This is a genomic window from Streptacidiphilus neutrinimicus (genome assembly GCF_000787815.1).
Taxonomy (GTDB): domain Bacteria; phylum Actinomycetota; class Actinomycetes; order Streptomycetales; family Streptomycetaceae; genus Streptacidiphilus; species Streptacidiphilus neutrinimicus.
This window is the reverse complement of the sequence record NZ_BBPO01000072.1, coordinates 4,882-23,771: the sequence shown is the minus strand read 5'-3', so window position 1 is coordinate 23,771 and position 18,890 is coordinate 4,882. Positions and strand designations below refer to the sequence as shown.

Here is an 18,890-nt window from a genome sequence, read left to right as displayed (position 1 = left end):
ATGCCGAAGGTGCCCGCCGGACACCACGACGGGGGAACCAGGACATGCAGGACGAGACGGACGCCCCTGACGAGCTCACCGAACGCAGACCGCGTTCGAAGGCCCGTCGCGTCCTGAAGATCCTCGCGCTGGCGCTGTCCGTCCTGGTCCTCGTCGTCGCGGGGCTGGGCACCTGGCTGTACAACCGCTTCAGCGGCAATCTGCACACCGTCCATCTGGGCGGCGACACCAGGAAGACCCTCGGCCAGGAGAAGCCCGACGCCTTCGGCCGGACCCCGATCGACATCCTGGTCATCGGCACGGACGCGCGGAACACCCAGGCGGACTGCAACCTCGGCGGGGACTGCAACATCGGCGGCGGCTTCGGCAACGCCGACGTCGAGATGCTCGTCCACGTCTCCGCCAACCGGTCCAACGCGACGGTGATGAGCATCCCCCGCGACACCATCGTCGACGTGCCCGCCTGCACCGACCCGACCAACAGCGCCAACCGCACCGGGGGCTACCGCGGCATGGTCAACAGCGCGCTCGCCTACGGCCCGCAGTGCCAGATGGAGACCATCCACCAGCTGACGGGTATCCCCATCAGCCACTTCATGATGGTCACCTTCTCGGGCGTGGTCTCCATGTCCGACGCCGTGGGCGGCGTCAAGGTGTGCGTCAGCGACAACGTCTACGACACCTACTCGCACCTCAAGCTCGCCAAGGGCACCCACAACCTCAAGGGCAACGCCGCGCTGGAGTTCGTCCGCTCCCGGCACGCCTTCGGCGACGGCGGCGACCTCGGCCGACTGGGCGCCCAGCACCTGTACCTGAGCTCGATGATGCGGTCCATGCGCAGCGCCGGGACGCTGACCGACCCCACCCGGCTCTTCGACCTCGCCGACTCGGCGACCAAGGCGCTGACGGTCGACAGCGGCCTCGGCAACGTCACCTCACTCCTCGGCCTGGCCAACGACGTGGCGAAGGTGCCGACCAACCGGATGACCTTCACGACCATGCAGACGGAGACCGACCCGAGCGATCCGAACCGCCTGATCGTCGGCCCCGACGCGCAGGCCCTGTTCGCCACGATCGCCAACGACCAGTCGCTGACGTCGCCCGGCGGCGGGTCCGCCTCTCCGTCCGCCTCGGCCTCCACCTCCGCCTCCCCGTCCAACTCCGCCTCCGCTGCGGCCTCCGTCTCGCCGTCCGCGTCCATGTCGGCGTCCGCGTCCGCGTCCGCGTCGGCGCCGGCGGGCGGGAGCGGCTCCGACTCGGTCGCGGCCGGACAGATCGACGTCCACGTCGACAACGCCAGCGGCACCCGCGGCCGGGCCACGCAGCTCGCCGACGCCCTGACCGCCAAGGGCTTCGGCTCCGGCACCACGGCGGTCACCTCGCCCACGACCGCCACGACCACCCAGCTCCAGTACGCCCCCGGCGACGAAGCCGCCGCCCGCACCGTCGCCGCCGCCCTCGGTCTTCCGGACAGCGCGCTGAGCGCGTCCTCCGCCGGCTCCGGGGTCACCCTGGTCATCGGCGCGGACTGGCCCTCCGGCACCGTCTTCCCCGGAGCCTCCGGCAAGCCGGCTCCGGCGAGTACGCAGCAGGCCCTGAACGGCGCCGGCGCTCGCACCGCCGACGACACCGGCGGCTGTGCCCAGGTCAGCCAGGAGCAGACGGTCGAACTGAACGGCGTCCCGATGTCGCCGATCCAGGCCTACGCGGAAGCCAAGAACGTCCCGGACTCCGCCCCGTGACCGCCCGGTGCCCGGCGGCCGTGTCCCATGCCACCCCGGCCGAGACGCGGCCCGCGCGAACGACCGCCGCGCCAGGGCCGCGCAGGGACCCCGCACCCCGTCCGACCAGCGACAGCGCGCTGTGTAGGCCCGGTGCCCACAGCCCACCCCGGGCCGCTGCGTCCCCTCGACACCGTGATCGACCCGGCAAAGGTGGGCTGCCCCGGCACTAGTCTTGGTGGGGCGCGGGCAGGGATCCGGGGAGAGCGAGGGCGAAGGAGAACGCGCATGACGACTGGCGCAGAGGTCCGCGAGGCCATCGGAGCCGTGATCGGTGCTGCCGCCGCGACCGCGCCGCAGGACATGCCCGGCCCCGAGGTGATGGACCAGGCCGCCGCCGCCTTCGGCATGCTCGCCTCGCCCACCCGTCTGCAGATCGTCTGGATCCTCGCCGGCGGCGAGTGCGACGTCACCGGCCTCGCCGAGCAGGTCGGCGGCACACTCCCCGCCGTCAGCCAGCACCTGGCCAAGCTGCGCCTGGCCGGCCTCGTCCGCTCCCGCCGGGAGGGCCGCCGACAGGTCTACCTCGTCGACGACCCCTACCTGGCCGCGGTCGTCCGACTCATGGTCAGCCAGCTCTCGGCGCAGGACCAGGAGCTCCAGGACAAGTCCGACGGACCCGGCCTCAGCGCGGTCGGCGGCGCGCACACGCCCAAGGGGCTGGCGCGTGGCCACATCGTCTGAGGCGTCGGCCACCGTCCCCGCGCTGCAGGCTCCCGGTTCGAAGCTCACCGATCCCCGCCCGTCGCGTCCGCGGACGGTGGTCGCGCTCGCCCGCGCCCTGCCCGCGCTCGGCCTCTTCGCGGCCGTCCGAGTGCTCGGCCTCGTCGTGCTCGCCGTCTGGGCGGGTGCGGAGGGCCGCAGCCCGCACCAACTGCTGTCGGGCCGCTGGGACTCGCTCTGGTACACCGACATCGCGGCCCACGGCTACCACTGGCCCGGCTACCAGGCCACCGCGCACACCCGCGGCGCCGGGGCCCACTCCCACCTGGCCTTCTTCCCGCTGCTCCCCTGGCTGGAGCGCGGGCTGCACAACGCTGTCGGCGTCTCCTACGCGGACGCGGGCCTGCTGCTCAGCGCCCTCGCCTCGGTCGCCGCCGCGCTGGGGATCTTCGCCGTCGGCGAGCGCCTGGCCGGACGCCGGGCGGCCACGCTGCTGGTGGTGCTGTGGGCGGCGCTGCCGATCGGCGTGCTGCAGTCGATGGCCTACACCGAGTCCCTGTTCACCGCGCTCGCCGCCTGGTGCCTCTACGCGGTGCTGCGCCGCGAGTGGATCACCGCGGGTCTGCTGGCCGCGCTGTCCGGTCTCACCCGCCCGAGCGCGGCCGCGGTGATCGCCGCCGTCTGGGTCGGCGCGGCGGTCACGCTGTGGCGGCGCGAGGAGCGCCGCGTCCGCGCCGTCCTCGGCGCACTGCTCGCCCCTGCGGGCCTGCTCGCCTACGCCGGCTGGGTCGGCGGCCTCTCGGCGTACCTGCACGTGCAGAGCCAGTGGGGCAACGGCTTCGACTTCGGCGCGGCGTACGCCCGCTTCGTCGGCCACCAGCTGGCGACGAACCTCGGCGCGGGCCTCGGGCTGCTGGCCTTCGTGGGCCTGGTCGTCTGGGCGCTGGTGGCGTGCGTCCGACAGCGCCCACCCCTGCCCGTCCTCGCGTACGCGGCGGTCACCCTCGCGCTGGCGCTGGGGGCGCAGGCGTACTTCAACTCCAAGCCCCGCCTGCTCCTGCCCGGCTTCCCCCTGCTGCTGCCCCTGTCCGCCTGGCTGGCGACCCTCCGCCCCCGACGCGTCGCCGGCTCCCTGGCGCTGGTCGCCCTTGCCTCCGCCGCCTACGGCGCCCTCTGGCTCCTCGGCCCCGGCCCACCCTGACCGCGACCCCGCACCCGGCACCCGGCACCCGGCACTGTGGCCGCGACGGCCTCGACGCGCGCCTCGACGCCACCCGGCGGGACCGCCTGCAGCGGTGCCCAGCCGCCTAGCCGTCGCACCCCCGTCCGGCTCTGGCCCAATCCCTGCGACGCCGAAGGCCCGCGCCCACGCCTCCCCACCACCTGGCTGCCCCCTGCGGGCACGACGGGGCCCCAGCCGCCGACCGCGCCGCTGCCCCGCTCCGGCCCGAGAGCTGCGGCACTGTCTGGCTCCTCCGCACCGGGCCGCCGAGCCGCGACCCCAGGCGGCGCGACTCCACGCCCCTCTCCAGCCCCCGGGAGCTGTGGCCCCGGCGCCGGACTCCCACCTCAACACCATCCCTGGCGGATCCGCCTACGCCACGACCCGGCCCTCAGCGACCGGCCACGCCGCTGCCGGGCTCCCGCCCGAGCCTGTGTGTGGCCCCAGCGGGCGCGGGCTCAGCACCTGCGCGCCGCCTGACGGCACGGCACCGCCTCAGGCGCAGGGGACGTCGAGGACCTCGATCGGGCGTCCGGGCATGACGCCGCCGGGGGGGATCACGGCGAGGCCCTCGGCGAGGGCGAGGCCGCGGAGCATCGCGGGGCCGTCGTGGCGCAGCGGTACCGCACCGCGTTCGGGCAGCGCGACCGGGACGAGGCGGGTGTGGCCGGGCTGGCCGGGGAACTCCGCCGCGGCCGGGACCCGGTAGGGCTCCGCCGGAGGGCATCCGCCCAGGCCGCGCAGCAGCGGCTCGGCGAGCGTGGCCGCGCCGACCGCGGCGGCGAAGGGATTGCCGGGCAGTCCGACGAGGTGGCGGGGACGAGCGCCCTCGGCCGAGCGCTGCGGCAGCTCGGCCAGCAGCATCGGGTGGCCGGGCCGCACCCGGACCCCGTCGACCAGCAGCCGCGCGCCGATCTCGGCCAGCGCGGGGTGCAGGAAGTCCGCCGGCCCGGACGCCGTCCCGCCGGTGGTGACCACGACGTCCGCGCCACTGGCGCGCAGGGCGGTGACGAGCGCGTCCCGGTCGTCGCCGATCCGGCGCACGCCGAGGACGGACGCGCCGTAGGCGGCGAGCCAGCCGGGAAGCATGGGACCGAGCGCGTCCCGGATCCGCCCGTCCCCGGGCGGGCCCTCGGTGAGCAACTCGTCGCCGAGCACCAGCAGTTCGACGGTGGGGCGGCGGTGCACGGTCAGCCGGTCGACCCCGGCGGCCGCCGCCAGGCCGAGCGCGGCGGGCGTCACCAGCGTCCCGGTGGGGAGCAGCGCCTCGCCACTGCGGCACTCCTGCCCGCGCGGACGGATGTCCCGGCCGAGCGGCGGCGACTGCGTACCGGGGCGGCAGGCCAGCTCCGCGCCCTCGGCGCGGACGACGCCGTCCTCGCGCCGCAGCACGGCGGTGGCGCCGCCGGGGACGGGCGCACCGGTGGCGATCCGTACGGCCTCGCCGTCCTGCAGCGTGGCCGCGGGCGGCCGTCCGGCCAGCCCCTCGCCCTCCGCAGGCTTCCGCAGCCGCCACGGGCCGGGGCCGGAGACGGCCCAGCCGTCCATCGCGGAGGTGTCGAAGGGAGGCAGGTGCGTGGCCGCGGTCAGGGGCGAGGCCAGCACCGCGCCCAGCGCGTCCGCCGCGTCCCGCCCCTCGGTGCCGAGCGGGCGCGCGCCGGCGCGCACGGCGAGAGCGCGCGCCTGCGGCCAGCCGAGCTCGCCGGGGTGCGTCGCGGGCGGCGGCACGGAGGGGTCGGCGTCCCCGAGCGCATCAAGATCATCAAATGCGCCACGTGTTGCATTTCGTGATCTTGGTGCCGGGGCCGGGCCGACCAGGCCGAAGGCGTCGTCCAGTGCCCGGTCGAAGGAGGAGTCCGCGGTGCGCGGCCGCGGAGCGGGCGGGTGCTCCTCCGACGCCGCCTCGTAGTCGAACGGACGGTCCGGCTCGGGCGCGGGCGGCGGGGTCGACGCCTGCGGCAGCAGATACGGATACGCCGCCAGCAGGTCCGTCTCGACCTCACGGCCCGTCATTCCGGATGCTCCTCGGCGCGGTCCGCCGCCCAGCGCAGCGCGAGCTGCGCGGCCTTCCGGTTCGCTTCGGCCACCGCCTCCGGACCACCCCCGGCGGAGGCGGCCGCGTACCCCACCAAGAACGCGGTCAGCGGCGCGGCGGGACGCGCGACACCGTGCGCGACGTCCCGGGTCATGTCGAGCAGCCCGTGGACATCGACCTCCAGGTCGATCCCGAGCTCGGTCTTCGCAGCGGCGATCCAGTCATCCAGCACGCCTCCATCGTCCCCGATCGGCCTGCCGGCGGCGTGCATCAGGGTGGTGCTCCGTGCGTGTCCGCGTCGTTCGCGGCGCGTTTCCTGGCCCGCTCGACGTCTTCCCAGGTGTCGCAGTCCGCGGCCGCGGCCGCCGTGTCGGGCAGCCGCACGGTGCGCAGAGCGCTCGTGACGGCCCGCAGCCGCACGCCGTCCGGATCGCCGACGGCACCGAGGGCGGCCCGTAGCGGCCCGGTCCGGTAGGCGGCGGTGAGGAGTTGCTCGCGGCCGTCCGGGTCCACCAGGACGGCGGCGTCGACGTCGGGGGCGTCCAGCGCGTCGAGCAGGCGCCGGACGGTGGCGGCGTCCAGGAACGGCAGGTCGGCGGCGAGCAGCACCGTCACCTCGGCGGTGACCCGCGTCAGGCCGGCCGCCAGCCCGGCGACCGGTCCGCCTCCGGGCGGCTCCTCGCGCACCCAGCGCACGCCGCGCGCAGTCGCGCGCTCGGGGCCGACCACGACCGTCGTGGCCGCGTCCGCGCATGCGGCGAGCACCCGGTCCAGCAGCGTCATCCCGCCGACGACCAGCGCGGGTTTGTCCTCGCCGCCCAGCCTGCGGGCGGCTCCGCCGGCCAGGACGACGGCGTCGTATGCGTGGCGCTCCATGGTGCCCCCATGCAACCACAGCGCGGCGCGCGGTCGTTGTCGGCACCGTCGTGCCGCCGGCTCAGGGCGAGCCGACCGCTCAGGGCAACTGGTGCTCCGCCAGCAGATCGCCCAACTCCTGCTCGAACGCCGCCGCAGGCCCGAGCAGCAACTCGAGGTGCTTCGCCCAGGCGTGGTAGCGGTGCAGCGGGTAGTCGAGGTCGGCCCCGATGCCGCCGTGGAGATGCTGGGCCGTCGAGGCCACCGCGCGCACGCCCTCGGCGGACCAGATCTTCGCCGTGGCCAGGTCCGCCTCCAGCGGCATCCGGTCGGCGAGGTCGCCGCCGTGGGCGACCCGCCAGGCGGCCTGCCACAGCGTGACCTCCATCGCCCGCAGGTCGATGTAGCGGTCGGCGGACTGGACGGCCACCGCCTGGAAGGTGGCGATCGGATGCCCGAACTGCTCCCGCTTGGACGCGTACGTCGAGGTCAGCCGCAACGCCGCCTCGCCGAGCCCCAGGCAGAGCGCGGCCACGCCCACGATCAGCCACGCCCGCACCGCGCGCCAGTTGGCACCGTCCGCCACGGCGGGCCCGAGCTGCCAGGAGGACTCCACCAGCGCGCCGTCGAGGACCAGCCGCCCGGCGAGCTCGCCGTTGGTCGACACCTGGCGCTCCAGCGTCACCCCCGCCCCGCGCGGGTCGACGAGCAGCAGCACCGTGCCCTCCGGGCCGCGTGCGGGGACCAGGACCAGGTCGGCGACCGGCGCCCAGGCGACGCCGGTCTGCTCCCCGGTGAGGGCCCAGCCGCCCGCGACCGGCAGCGCCGTCACCGCCTCGTCGGCCGGCTCGTGGCCGCTGCGGCCGTGCGCGGCGACCCCGAGCACCAGACGCCCGGCCGCGACCTCCGGCAGCAGCCTGCGCCTCAGCTCCTCGGTGCCGAGGGCCTGGACGGCCAGCGCCGCCGCGCCGGTCTCCAGCAGCGGAACGCGCGCCAGCACCCGCGCGGACTCGCGCAGCACCAGGCACCAGGCGATCTCGTCCAGCCCCGCGCCACCGTGGCTCTCGGCGAGCGCGATGCCCAGCAGGTCGGACTTGGCCAGGCGCTGCCACAGCTCCCGGTCGATGTCCGGGGCCACCGGCTCGACGCCGAGGGCGGGGCTGGGCACGCCCCCGTCGGGTGCGACGTCCGCGAAGATTCCGCGGGCCGCCTCGGCAGCGGCCTGCTGCACGTCGGTGAAGGTGAAGTCCACGGGGCGCCCCTTCCGATTCAGATGCTGACGCGACGTCAGATTAGAACAAGTTCTAGATACACGGAAGGGTCGCGCACAGGGCGCCGACATCAGTACCGTGCTCAGACATCAGCGGAGCGGCAAGGCGGGCAGAAGTGGCAGACGAGCCGGACGGCGCAACCACGCACGAACCCATACCCGGGCCCCGCACCGCTCCGGACGAGGCCGATCCCGCAGACGGCCGGACCGACGGCTCCGAGGACGCCGAGGCCGAGCCCGAGGCGGAAGACGCCGGACCGGGACGCCGCTGGTCGCTGCCGTCGCTGCTGGTTCTCTACGCGGCCGTGATCGCCGTGGCCGTCGCCGTCGTCTACCACCTCGGCGCCGTCTTCCTCTCCATCGCGCCCGGCAACCCGATCTCGCAGCGCAACGCCGCCACGGTCAACGCGCACGTGATGCCCGAGTTCGAGCAGAACTGGCAGTTGTTCGCGCCCAACCCGCTGCAGCAGAACATCGCGATCCAGGCACGCGTGCAGACCCTCGACCCGAACGGCGCCCGCGCCCAGTCGCCGTGGATCGACCTGACCGCCCAGGACGTCGCCGCCATCCACGGCAACCCGTTCCCCAGCCACGTCAACCAGAACCTGCTGCGCCGCGCCTGGGACTACTACTCCGCCTGGCACGACCAGAACGAGAAGTCCACCGGGTTCGGCGGACCGCTCTCGGTGGAGTACCTCAAGCGCATCGGCCTGCAGCGGATCGGACGGGACTGGCACGGCGAGCCGGTCATCCAGATCCAGTTCCGCTCCGCCACCACCGACGTCACGGGCCCCACCTGGACCGGCGCGCCCGCGACCACCTCCCCGTCCTACCGCCTGCTGCCGTGGTGGCCGGCCACCGACGACGACTACAGCGGCCTGGGGGTCTCCTGATGCGCGCCCTGCTGCACCCTGCTCTGACCCGCGGCGTGGCCCGTGGCGCCGACGCCGCGTACCGGGGCTGGACCACCGTCACCGGCCGCACGCTCGCCCGCCACCAGGCCGCGATCGTCCGCATCGGCGTCGCGCTGACCTTCGGCGCGTTCCTGCTGCGCGAGTGGCCGAACCGCCGCGTCCTGTACGGCGACCTGTCGCCCTGGAGCGGTGACCTCTCCCGGCAGATGCTCACGGCGAACCACGCCTTCTCCGTGCTGGCCTGGTCGGACTCGGGCTGGTGGTTCGAGTGCGTGTACGTGGCGGCGATCGCGGTCAGTGCGCTGATGCTGCTGGGCTGGCGCACCCGGGCGACCTCTCTGGTCTTCATGGTCCTCGTGCTGTCCCTGCAGAACCGAGCGGTCCTGGTCGGCGACGGCGGCGACAACGTCGTCCACCTGATGGCGATCTACCTGGTCTTCACCCGGTGCGGGGAGGTCTGGTCCCTGGACGCGCGCGCCGCGCGACGCGGCACACGGCGCACCGGCGACCCGGCGGGGGTCGCGGTGTGGCTGCTGCTGGGACTGGCCCTGGCGTTCTGTCAGCTCTCCGGCTTCGCCCAGCTCGGCATGCTGGACTTCGGCCTCTACACCTGGGGCGCCTTCTTCTGGCTCTGCTGGCTGCTGGCCGGCCTGCGCGGCGCGCTCACCCGCCGCGCACCGGAGAGCGAGGGCTCCGCCCTGCTCGACGCGCTGACCGCCCTGCTCCACAACGCCGCGATGCTGGTGATCGCGGCGGAGGTCTGCTTCATCTACGCCACCGCCGGCTGGTACAAGATCCAGGGCTCGCTGTGGCAGGGCGGCACCGCCCTCTGGTACCCGCTCCACCTGCACTACTTCGAGCCGTGGCCGGCGCTCGACAGCATGCTGGGCAACAACAGCACGCTGGTCACCCTGATCACCTACGGCACGGTGATCGCGCAGGTGGGCTTCCCGTTCCTGGTCTTCAACCGGCGCATCAAGAACGTGATGCTGGCGCTGATGATGACGGAGCACCTGGCCATCGCCGTCGTCCTCGGGCTCCCCTTCTTCTCCCTCGCGATGATCAGCGCGGACGCGGTCTTCCTGCCCACCGGCTTCCTCGTGCGGGTCGGGGCGGGGGTGGCTAAGGGGGTGGCGCGCGTCGCCGCCACGCCAGTCGTGCGCCAGACGATCATGCGCGCCCCTCGCGCCACCGAGCGCGAGCAGGAGGCCGTGTCGGTCATCCGATAACCCGCGTTGTGCAGGGCGCTCCATCGCCCACCCGAAAGGGCGCGTCATGCACACGCGCACGCTCCACGCGGAGTTCCCCACCACGGGGCAACCCCTCCGCGTCACCCTGATCGACGACGAGCCGTGGTTCGCCGTCGCCGACGTCTGCCGGATCCTCGGCAGGACCGACCCGACCCAGGCCGTCAAGCTCCTCGGCGAGGAGGAAGTCCGTGTCGTGAATGCCCATACCCTGACTATGGGCACGCACCAAACCCCTGGTCACCGTGGGTTCTCACGAAGCAACCCCGACCTCGACGTCGTCAGCGAGAGCGGCCTCCACCGGCTGATCATGCGCTCCGACAAGCCCACCGCCCGCCCGTTCCAGGACTGGCTCACCCGCGAGCTCCTCCCCTCCATCCGCCACGGCGACACCGACCCCGCGCGCGAGCACACGGCGGAGACCTTCGCCGAGGTGCTGCACCTCGACACCGTCCCGGATCCCGAGCCCGTCAGCGCGTTCGAGCTGCTCGGGCAGACGTTCCAGCTCTACTCCGACGGCTTCGTCCACTGCCCGCACGGCGCGATGAACCCGGTGTTCCCCGCGCCCGATGAGGACGGAGGGCCGCCCTACGGACCGCACTTCCGGTGCACCCGAACCGAGCGCGTCGGCCTCGTCGGCAGCAGGGTCCACCGCCTCTGCCCACCGGTCCGCCTCACCGACCTCGCCCGCGCCTGCCACCGCAGGCCGGCTGCGCCACCCGGCTCGGTCCTGCTCATCTCCGGCGCCCCGACCGACGTCCTCACCGTCCTGAACGGAGTCCGCTAGACCATGGACACCCGCCTGATGCACACCGAGTTCCCGACGACGGGACAGCCCGTCCGCGTCGTGATCATCGACGGCGAGCCCTGGTTCGCCGTGCCGGACGTCTGCCGGATCCTCGGGATCGGCAACTCCCGCATGGCCGCGACGGCGCTGGCACCGGACCAGCGGCTCACTGTCGACCTCCGGAAGAGTTCCGTCAGCTCAACTGACGGAACCCGGGAAACCCCTGCTCAGCGTGGGTACACAACCGGGAACCCCAGGATGACAGCGACCAACGAGAGCGGGCTCTGCACCCTCATCATGCGGTCCCGGAAGCCCACTGCCCGTCCCTTCCAGGACTGGGTCACCCGCGAGCTCCTGCCCTCCATCCGACGTGGCGACACCGACCTCGGCGCCGCGCGCGAGCGCATGGCCGAGACCTTCGCCAAGGCATTGGATCTCGACCAACCCGTGATCGGCAACCGCCGCCTGAACGTCGACGATCAGCAATTCGAGGTTCTGGGCGACGGATCGATCCACTGCCCGCACGGGCAGATGCGGCTCATCGCCGTCACGGAGGACGAGCTCGAACCGCCCTTCGGCCCCTACCTCCTCTGCTCGGAGGTCGAGCGCGTCGGCATCCGCCGGCACAAGGGCCATCGGCCGTGTCAGCGGCTGCTGTTCACCTCCGTGGTTGCGGCACCTGCTGCATCGCTCGCACCCGCCGCTGCCGGAGGCCGACATCACCGTCAGCCTCGGCTCGGCCGAGCTGCGTGGCAGGCCCGCGCACATCGCCGAGGTTCTCCACAGGCTGGGGATGACGGCGCCCGCCTACTGACGTGAGCGGCCCTGCCAGTGGAACAGCGCCATGCCCACCGACGTGGCGAGGTTGAAGCTGGAGACATGAGGACGCATGGGGATGGCCACAGTGCACGCGGCCATCCCCTTCACATCATCCGTCACCCCGTGGCGCTCCGAGCCGAAAACCAGCAACGCGTCATCCGGGAAGGTGACGTCGTGGATGGAGACGCCCTCCGGGTCCAGGGCGAAGACCGGCCCCGGGGGCAGGGCGTCCAGCGAGGTGCGGGCCACGGAGGTGGCGTAGTGGAGGCCCGCCGCGCCACGGACCGCCGTGGGATGCCAGGGGTCGACGTCGCCCGTCGTGAGGACGCCCGCAGCGCCGAAGCCCGCGGCGAGGCGGATGACGGCGCCGATGTTGCCCAGGTTGCGCGGGTTCTCCAGGACCACGAACGGGGTCGAGCGGGAAACGTCGTCCACAGGCTGTGGACGAAGGGCCAGCGCGGCCACGCCCGTCGGGTGCGGGCGGGGGACGAGGCGGCGCAGGGTCTCCGCGGAGACGGGGACGGCGTCGACGCCGCCCAGGTCAGGCGCCAGAGCGGAGGCGAGTTCGGCCAGGCCCGCGGGAGCGGAGGTCACCGCCAGCGGGACCACCGCCCCGAAGCGCAGCGCGTGCTTCAGCGCGTGGAAACCCTCCAGCAGGACGGTGTCCCCACCCGCCGCCAACTCGGCCCAGCGTTCCTCGACGTCGATCACGGTCCTCAGCGTAGAGGGGGATTGGCCGGCGAGAACTCGGGTTCGGTCCAGCGCATCGGCAGCGCGTCCGGCAGCCGCACCGCGGCCGACAACGCGAACTCCACCGTGCGCTCCTGCCAGTCGGTCCGGGCCTCACCCGTGAGCAGGAGCGCGTCACCGCTCCGCCAGTCCGGCAGGACGATCCCCGCACACGGGTTCAGTTCCAGGTTGCCCAGCGTCATGTAGGCGCCGTTGCCCGCGTATTCGCGCCACCGCAGCCGGGTCGCCGACAGGACCTCGACGAAACCGGGCAGGCCGCCCCGGTGCGAGGCGTCGACATGACCGTCCGCGTCGGCGCTGGCGAGGAAGAACGTGTCGGCGGTCGCGACGAACTCCCGCTCCGCCGCCGACAGGGCCGAGCTCCAGCGCGCCGGTCCGGGCTCGGTGGTCGGGGCGTGCCGGACCGGGCGCCGCTTCTGGATGTACTTGGGGCAGTTGGAGAAGACCTGCTCGGTGTGGAGGACGAGGCCGGAGGGCCTCGCCTCCGCCACGCCGTTGACCCGCATCCGGCGCCGGGTGGCGGGCTCCAGGGCGATCGTGCCGACGCGGGTCGGCGCGCTCCCCCGCAGCACGCCGCCCAGCGGGTCGTCCGGGCGCGGGCTCGCCGAGACGGCGACCGTCCGCTCGTCGGGGACGGAGACGAAGCCCGGCTCGCCCGTCAGCAGCGTCGCCCAGATCCGCCCGCTCTCGTCGGCGGCGCCGACGACCAGGAACTGCCGCTCCGCCAGGAACGCCGCGGCAACCGCGGGGACGGTGCTCCGGATGCTGCGGCCGAGGTGTTCCGCCCGTGCGCTGTCGCCGACGCGGGCCTGGGCTGCGAGCTCGCCCGCGTGGTAGCCGGTCATCGTCGCCATCTCCCAGTACCTAGAAGAAGCCGCAGGTGGGCGCGTCGGCGAAGGGCACGGAGCCCTCCGCGGCCACACCGCTCGCGGTGAAGATCTCCAGCCGGGTGCCGTCCGGGTCGGTGAAGAAGATGCCGCCGGAGTCCTGGCCGGGGCCGTGCAGCACGATCCCGTCGTGGTGGAAGGTCGCGCCGCGCTCCTTGAGCGCCCACTCGGCCTCGCGGACCTCGTCGACGGAGTCGACCTCGAAGGAGAGGTGGTGCAGGCCGGCCCGGTCGGTCGGGTGGGCCCCGGACGCCTGCTGCCAGATGGTGAGCACCAGCTCGCCCTTCTTGCCGAGCCGGGCCCGGCGGCGCTCCGGGGGCGTGCCGGGCTCGGCGGCTCCCATCACCTCCAGCCCGAGGACGTCGCGGTAGAAGGCGACCGAGCGGTCCAGGTCGGTGACGTTGATCCCGACGTGGCCGGTGCGCAGCGAGGCAGGCATGGCGGACTCCCGTTCCAGAGGCTGTCTGTCTAACCGTTCAACAAGACAGTAAGGGTTAGAAGAGACCTGCCGCAACCGCTACTCCAGACCTGAACGGTTAGGCTTCCTGTATGGACCTCGCCGATCAGGACCCCCGCCCGCTGCGCGGCGAACCCCTCTCGCTGGACCTGCTCAACACCCGCTGGCACGACGAGCAGCTCTTCCAGCAGCCGAACGGCCTCGCGGTCTGGCTCGCGACCAACGGCCTGACCGGCCGGGCTCCCGACTCCCCCGAGACCCTCGACGCGCTGCTCCGGGCCCGTGCCGCGCTCCTCGTGCTGCGCGCCGATCCCCTGGACACCGCCGCGCTCAACACGGTCCTCGCCCACGGCCGGATCCGCCGCAGCCTCGACACCGCCGGGCGGCCGCACGAGGAGCCCGAGGTCGCCGACCCGGTCTGGCTGCCGGCCTGGCTCGCCGCCGACGACTACCTGCGCCTGCTGGCCCGCGACCCCGCCCGCATCCGCGAGTGCGTCCACGACCACTGCATCCTGACCTTCTTCGACACCTCCCAGAACGGTCGTCGCCGCTGGTGCGACATGGCCCGCTGCGGGAACCGCGCCAAGGCCGCCCGCCACTACGCGCAGCAGAAGCACTGACCAAAAAGCACTGATCCCCGCCCGGACGAGCCGGACGGGGATCAGCCGAGGAGACGACGGGCTACTTCTTGCGCGCCGCCCGCATCTGGTTGAGGACCTGCGAGACCGCGATCACGGCCATGGTGCCGAGCAGCATCAGCGAGCCGATGACGTCGATCTGCGCCGGGTAGGCGCGCTGCACCGAACCGAAGATGTACATCGGGAAGGTCTCCGAGTTGCCCGCGGTGAAGACCGTGATGATGTAGTCGTCGATGGAGATCGCGAAGGCGAGCAGCGCGGCCGCGCCGATGCCGGGGGCGACCAGCGGCAGGGTGACCTTCATGAACGTCTGGGTCGGGGTGGCGTAGAGGTCCTGCGCCGCCCGCTCCAGCGTCGGGTCCATGCCCGCCAGGCGGGACTTGACCGTCACCACGACGTACGAGATGCAGAACATCACGTGGGCGATGGTGATCGTCCAGAAGCCCATCGCGCCCGGGCCGATGGTGTTGAAGAACAGCGCGGCCAGGGTCGCGCCCATGACCACCTCGGGGGCTGCCATCGGCAGGAACAGCAGTGCGTTGATGCCGCTGCGCGCCCTGAAGCGGTGCCGGACCATGGCGAAGGCGATCATCGTGCCGAGGATGGTGGCGAGGATCGTGGCGACCACGCCGATCTCCAGCGACAGCCCGATGCTGTGACACATCGTGCTGCTGGAACAGGGGTTCTTCCAGGCGTCCAGGGAGAACTTGTGCCAGGTGTAGTTGAACTTGCCCTCGGGCGAGTTGAACGACATCCACAGGATGACGCCGTTCGGCAGCAGCATGAAGACGAACACCAGGAAGGTGACGACCAGCAGGACGTGCTGCCTGGCCCAGGCGATCGGGCCGCGCCGACGCACCTTCAGGTGTGCGTCGCCGCCCGCGGGGGCGGGAGCGGTGGAGAGGGTCTGAGTAGCCACTAGAGCAGGTCCTCCGTCCCGGCCCGCCAGATGTACGTCATGACGATGACCAGCGTGCCGACCATCATCACGACCGACATCGCGGAGCCGACCGGGTAGCCGTTGGTCTGACGCAGGAACAGGTCCTCGATGCGCTGACCGACCACCGTCGTGTTCGGGTTGCCCAGCAGCTGGGCGTTGATGTAGTCGCCGACCGCCGGAATGAAGGTCAGCAGGGTGCCGCCGATGACGCCGGGCATCGACAGCGGCAGGGTGATCCGGCGCCAGGTGGTGAACGCGCTGCAGTACAGGTCGGCGCCGGCCTCGTGCAGGCGCGGGTCGATCTTCTCCAGCGAGGTGTACAGCGGCAGGATCGTGAACGGCAGGAAGTTGTAGACCATGCCGCACACCACCGCGGCCGGGCTGGCCAGCACGTGGTTGCCGACGGTCCAGCCGAGCGCCGTCGTGATCTTCAGCAGATGCATGCTGGCGAGCGTGTGCACCACGGTGCCGTTGTCCGCGAGGATCGTCTTCCAGGCGATGGTGCGGATCAGGAAGCTGGTGAAGGACGGCACGATGACCAGGGCCATCAGCAGCGTCTTCCACCGGCCGCCCTTGAAGGCGATGAAGTAGGCGACGGGGTAGGCCAGCGCCAGGCAGACGATCGTCGTCAGCAGCGAGTACACCAGCGAGTGGTAGTACTGCGGCCCGAAGTCGGCGATCGCGTCGTGGTAGTTGGCCCAGTGCCAGGTCAGCTTGAAGCCGTCGTCGTAGTCGCCCGTCTGCACCGAGGCCGAGACCGAGGACAGGATCGGGACCAGGAAGAAGACGGTCAGCCAGAGCAGGCCGGGGAGCAGGAGTGCCCACGGGGTCCAGTTGCGGCGGGGCTTGCGGTCCGGCGCGCGCTCCTCGACCGGGGCGGGCGCCTCGGTGAGAGTCGTCATGCCGCGGCCTCCTCGTCGGCCTCGGCGCCGGCCTCGATGTCCTGGGAGCCCTCGAGGCCGAAGCCCTGGCTCGGGTCCCAGTAGACGACGACCTCGGCGCCCGGGCGCTGGATGGCGCGGCCGGTGTTCTGCTCGAAGACGGAGAGCTCCTCGCCGGACGGCATCTGCACCAGGTACTGGGTCGAGACGCCGATGAAGCTGGTGTCGACGACCTTGCCGCCGACGAGCGCGTTGTGGCCGTCCGGGACCTCGCCGCGGTCGGTGGCGATCTGGACCTTCTCCGGGCGGACACCGAGGATGATCTTGCCGCTGGTGGAGCGGCAGCGCTTGGTGTCGACCTTGAGCTGCTGGCCGTGCGCGGAGACGGAGACCACGCCGTCCTTCTCGCCCTCGACCGAGGCCGGGATCAGGTTCGACTGGCCCAGGAAGTTGGCCACGAAGGTGGTGGCCGGGTTCTCGTAGAGGTCGGCGGGGGAGCCGAGCTGCTCGATCCGGCCGTGGTTCATGACCGCGATGGTGTCGGCCATGGTCATGGCCTCCTCCTGGTCGTGCGTGACGTGCACGAAGGTGAGGCCGACCTCGGTCTGGATGCGCTTGAGCTCGATCTGCATCTGGCGGCGCAGCTTGAGGTCCAGCGCGCCCAGCGGCTCGTCCAGCAGCAGCACCTGCGGCTGGTTGATCAGTGCGCGGGCCAGCGCGATGCGCTGCTGCTGGCCACCCGACAGCTGGGTCGGCTTGCGCTTGGCCAGGTGGCCGAGCTCGACCAGGTCGAGCATGTCCGTCACGGACTTCTTGACGTCCTTGACGCCGCGGCGGCGCAGGCCGAAGGCCACGTTCTCGAAGATGTCCAGGTGCGGGAAGAGCGCGTAGTTCTGGAACACCGTGTTGACCGGGCGACGGTAGGGCTTGAGGTCGGTGACCTCCTGCTCGCCGAGGAAGATCTGGCCGACCGTCGGGTCCTCCAGACCCGAGATCATGCGCAGCGTCGTGGTCTTGCCACAGCCGGAGGCGCCCAGCAGGGCGAAGAACGACCCCTGGGGGATCGTCAGGCTCAGGTCGTCCACCGCGGTGAAGGAGCCGTAGCGCTTGGTGAGGCCGACCAGGCGGAGGTCTCCGCCCTCGGTGCGGCCGAGTACGTCGTGGGAACTCATCGGGACTCTTCTCTCCGTGGGCAGGACTACTGGCCGGTGATCTGCTGGAAGCGGCTGGTGTAGTCGTTCAACTGGGCGATGCTGAGCGCCATGAAGCCGCGGGCCTTGGCTTCCATCTCCTTGGTCGGCACGATCAGCGGTACCGAGGCCGCCGTGGAGTCGAGCTGCTGCAGGGCGGCGACGGCGCCCTGCACCACGGGGACGTAGTCGATGTAGTCGGTCAGCGTGGCCGACACCTCGGGCTGGAGGTAGTAGTTCATCAGCTTCTCGGCGTTCTTCTTGTGCCGCGCGAAGTTGGGGATGACCATGTTGTCGGACCAGGCCAGCATGCCTTCCTTGGGCAGGTCCACGGTCACCAGGTTCGGCTTGCCGAGCTGGGCGACGTCACCGGAGTAGGCCATCGTGACGGCGGTGTTGCCCTGCTGGAAGTCGCTGAGGTAGTCGTTGCCGGTGAAGCTGCGGATCTGGCCGGCGTCCTTGGCCCGGCGGATGTACTCCAGCGCCTGGTTGAACTGCGCGTCGGTGAAGTGCTCCGGGTCCAGCCCCTGCGCCAGCAGGGCCATCGCGACGGTGTCCTCCATCTCCGCGAAGAGGGAGACCTTGCCCTTGAGGTCGGGCCGCGTGAACAGCTCGGCGATCGAGGTGATCGGCGTCTTCACCAGGTTCGAGTTGTACGCGACGGTGGTGTAGCCGTAGGCCCACGGGATGGAGTGCATGCGGCCCGGGTCGGTCGGGTCGTGCAGGACGCTGGGCAGCAGCTTCGAGTGGTTGGGCATGTACTGCAGGTCGAACGACTGGATGTAGTCGTAGGTGCGGTACTTGGCCACCATGTAGTCGGAGACGACCATGATGTCGTAGCCGGTGTCGATGCCCTTGACCAGCGACGGGTCGATCTTGTTGTACCAGTCGTTGTTGTCGTTGATGATCTCCAGGTACTGGACCTGGATGCCGGTCTGCTTGACGAAGGCGTCCAGCGTCGGCCGCTTGTTCTGGTTCTTCGGGTCGACGTCGATGTACGCCGGCCAGTTGGCGAAGACGACCGTCTTCTCGGCGTCCGAGTAGTCTTGCCCGGCCTGGCCGGTCTCCTTGGAGCCGGGCGGCAGCACATGGCCCTGGACACCGCACGCGGAGAGCGCACTCGCGCCCGCCACGGCGATCCCGCCGGCCATCGCGCCGCGCAGCACCGAACGCCGGCTCACACGGCGAGCGGTCGACGTCAGCCTGGTGCGGTTCGTGTAGCGCGCGAGCTCAAAAGAGCCGGAGCCCGTCATGTTCGGGGGCGTCATGTTCGGGGGAGTGCCTTTCTCAAAGACGCGGGGGCTGTCCAGAGGTCCTTTCCGACGTTGCGATGGGGACCGACATTAAGGGTCCTGAGCTGCGGATTCCATGCCCCACCAGTGAGTTGGGGGCGGAATTGTTATGAAAGCCCGGCCACGACGACGTGATCCGCATCACCGCTTACCCTGCGTGATTCGGCCCTCCCAGGGCCACCTACAGCGTGTAAAAGGCGCAACAGAACGCCTACACCCGTGTCAGTGCAAAGGGGCGGGGCCGCCCAGGAGAATCCTGGGC

Annotated in this window: 17 protein-coding genes and 1 pseudogene; 8 read left to right on the top strand and 10 right to left on the bottom strand. The window is 72.0% G+C overall.

The features are described from left to right. The first annotated feature begins 44 nt into the window (after positions 1-44). From TR48_RS31275 to TR48_RS31265, 3 genes are all read left to right on the top strand, one after another. A complete protein-coding gene (locus tag TR48_RS31275; RefSeq protein ID WP_084729914.1) occupies positions 45-1,742 on the top strand; it encodes an LCP family protein in 1,698 nt (565 codons plus the stop codon). A 342-nt stretch (positions 1,743-2,084) separates the two neighbouring features. After that, positions 2,085-2,465, top strand: a complete 381-nt coding sequence (locus TR48_RS41100) for an ArsR/SmtB family transcription factor (protein WP_152628290.1) — start codon at positions 2,085-2,087, stop codon at positions 2,463-2,465. After that, a complete protein-coding gene (locus TR48_RS31265; protein ID WP_236652418.1) occupies positions 2,449-3,645 on the top strand; it encodes a glycosyltransferase family 39 protein in 1,197 nt (398 codons plus the stop codon). The genes TR48_RS41100 and TR48_RS31265 overlap by 17 nt, the downstream gene beginning before the upstream one ends. A gap of 516 nt (positions 3,646-4,161) precedes the next feature. Here the strand turns inward: TR48_RS31265 and TR48_RS31260 are convergent. From TR48_RS31260 to TR48_RS31250, 3 genes and pseudogenes are all read right to left on the bottom strand, one after another. Continuing rightward, a complete protein-coding gene (locus TR48_RS31260) occupies positions 4,162-5,679 on the bottom strand; it encodes a molybdopterin molybdotransferase MoeA (RefSeq protein ID WP_084729912.1) in 1,518 nt (505 codons plus the stop codon). Beyond that, positions 5,676-6,577, bottom strand: a pseudogene (locus TR48_RS31255) (NTP transferase domain-containing protein). The gene TR48_RS31260 and the pseudogene TR48_RS31255 overlap by 4 nt, the downstream one beginning before the upstream one ends. Positions 6,578-6,656: 79 nt before the next feature. Beyond that, entirely contained in the window at positions 6,657-7,808 is a 1,152-nt protein-coding gene (locus TR48_RS31250; protein ID WP_042373701.1) for an acyl-CoA dehydrogenase family protein, read from the bottom strand. A gap of 134 nt (positions 7,809-7,942) precedes the next feature. Here TR48_RS31250 and TR48_RS31245 point away from each other — a divergent pair, with 134 nt between their 5' ends. The 4 genes from TR48_RS31245 to TR48_RS39410 are packed head-to-tail and all read left to right on the top strand — an operon-like array spanning position 7,943 to position 11,593. After that, the gene (locus TR48_RS31245) at positions 7,943-8,719 is read left to right on the top strand and encodes a DUF5819 family protein (protein WP_052443200.1); all 777 of its coding nucleotides are present in this window, start codon (positions 7,943-7,945) and stop codon (positions 8,717-8,719) included. Beyond that, positions 8,719-9,969 carry an HTTM domain-containing protein gene (locus tag TR48_RS31240; protein ID WP_052443199.1) on the top strand — a complete coding sequence of 417 codons (1,251 nt, stop codon included), beginning with the start codon at positions 8,719-8,721 and terminating at the stop codon, positions 9,967-9,969. The genes TR48_RS31245 and TR48_RS31240 overlap by 1 nt, the downstream gene beginning before the upstream one ends. A gap of 46 nt (positions 9,970-10,015) precedes the next feature. Next, entirely contained in the window at positions 10,016-10,774 is a 759-nt protein-coding gene (locus TR48_RS39415) for a BRO-N domain-containing protein (protein WP_052443198.1), read from the top strand. Between the two features lie 3 nt (positions 10,775-10,777). Continuing rightward, positions 10,778-11,593 carry a BRO-N domain-containing protein gene (locus tag TR48_RS39410; protein ID WP_052443197.1) on the top strand — a complete coding sequence of 272 codons (816 nt, stop codon included), beginning with the start codon at positions 10,778-10,780 and terminating at the stop codon, positions 11,591-11,593. Here the strand turns inward: TR48_RS39410 and TR48_RS31225 are convergent. Genes TR48_RS31225 through TR48_RS31215 form a run of 3 tightly spaced genes read right to left on the bottom strand, consistent with a single transcriptional unit; the run spans position 11,582 to position 13,669 of the window. Further along, entirely contained in the window at positions 11,582-12,313 is a 732-nt protein-coding gene (locus tag TR48_RS31225; RefSeq protein ID WP_084729911.1) for a TrmH family RNA methyltransferase, read from the bottom strand. The two genes, TR48_RS39410 and TR48_RS31225, sit on opposite strands and share 12 nt — an antisense overlap. Beyond that, positions 12,310-13,197, bottom strand: coding sequence for a pyridoxamine 5'-phosphate oxidase family protein (locus tag TR48_RS31220; protein WP_369405627.1), 888 nt, complete (start codon positions 13,195-13,197; stop codon positions 12,310-12,312). The genes TR48_RS31225 and TR48_RS31220 overlap by 4 nt, the downstream gene beginning before the upstream one ends. A gap of 10 nt (positions 13,198-13,207) precedes the next feature. Continuing rightward, a complete protein-coding gene (locus tag TR48_RS31215) occupies positions 13,208-13,669 on the bottom strand; it encodes a VOC family protein (protein ID WP_042373698.1) in 462 nt (153 codons plus the stop codon). 110 nt (positions 13,670-13,779) lie between these two features. Between TR48_RS31215 and TR48_RS31210 the strand changes: the two genes are divergently transcribed. Further along, positions 13,780-14,307: a CGNR zinc finger domain-containing protein gene (locus TR48_RS31210; protein ID WP_042373697.1), complete on the top strand. Its 528-nt coding sequence runs from the start codon at positions 13,780-13,782 to the stop codon at positions 14,305-14,307. Between the two features lie 61 nt (positions 14,308-14,368). Here TR48_RS31210 and TR48_RS31205 read toward each other — a convergent pair whose 3' ends face one another. The 4 genes from TR48_RS31205 to TR48_RS31190 form a co-directional block, all read right to left on the bottom strand. Further along, positions 14,369-15,109, bottom strand: a complete 741-nt coding sequence (locus TR48_RS31205) for an ABC transporter permease (RefSeq protein WP_084729917.1) — start codon at positions 15,107-15,109, stop codon at positions 14,369-14,371. Positions 15,110-15,243: 134 nt separating this feature from the next. Continuing rightward, positions 15,244-16,167, bottom strand: a complete 924-nt coding sequence (locus TR48_RS31200; protein WP_042373696.1) for an ABC transporter permease — start codon at positions 16,165-16,167, stop codon at positions 15,244-15,246. Next, positions 16,164-17,318 carry an ABC transporter ATP-binding protein gene (locus tag TR48_RS31195; protein WP_042373694.1) on the bottom strand — a complete coding sequence of 385 codons (1,155 nt, stop codon included), beginning with the start codon at positions 17,316-17,318 and terminating at the stop codon, positions 16,164-16,166. The genes TR48_RS31200 and TR48_RS31195 overlap by 4 nt, the downstream gene beginning before the upstream one ends. Before the next feature lie 26 nt (positions 17,319-17,344). Further along, the gene (locus TR48_RS31190) at positions 17,345-18,517 is read right to left on the bottom strand and encodes an ABC transporter substrate-binding protein (RefSeq protein ID WP_052443196.1); all 1,173 of its coding nucleotides are present in this window, start codon (positions 18,515-18,517) and stop codon (positions 17,345-17,347) included. Positions 18,518-18,890 lie beyond the last annotated feature (373 nt).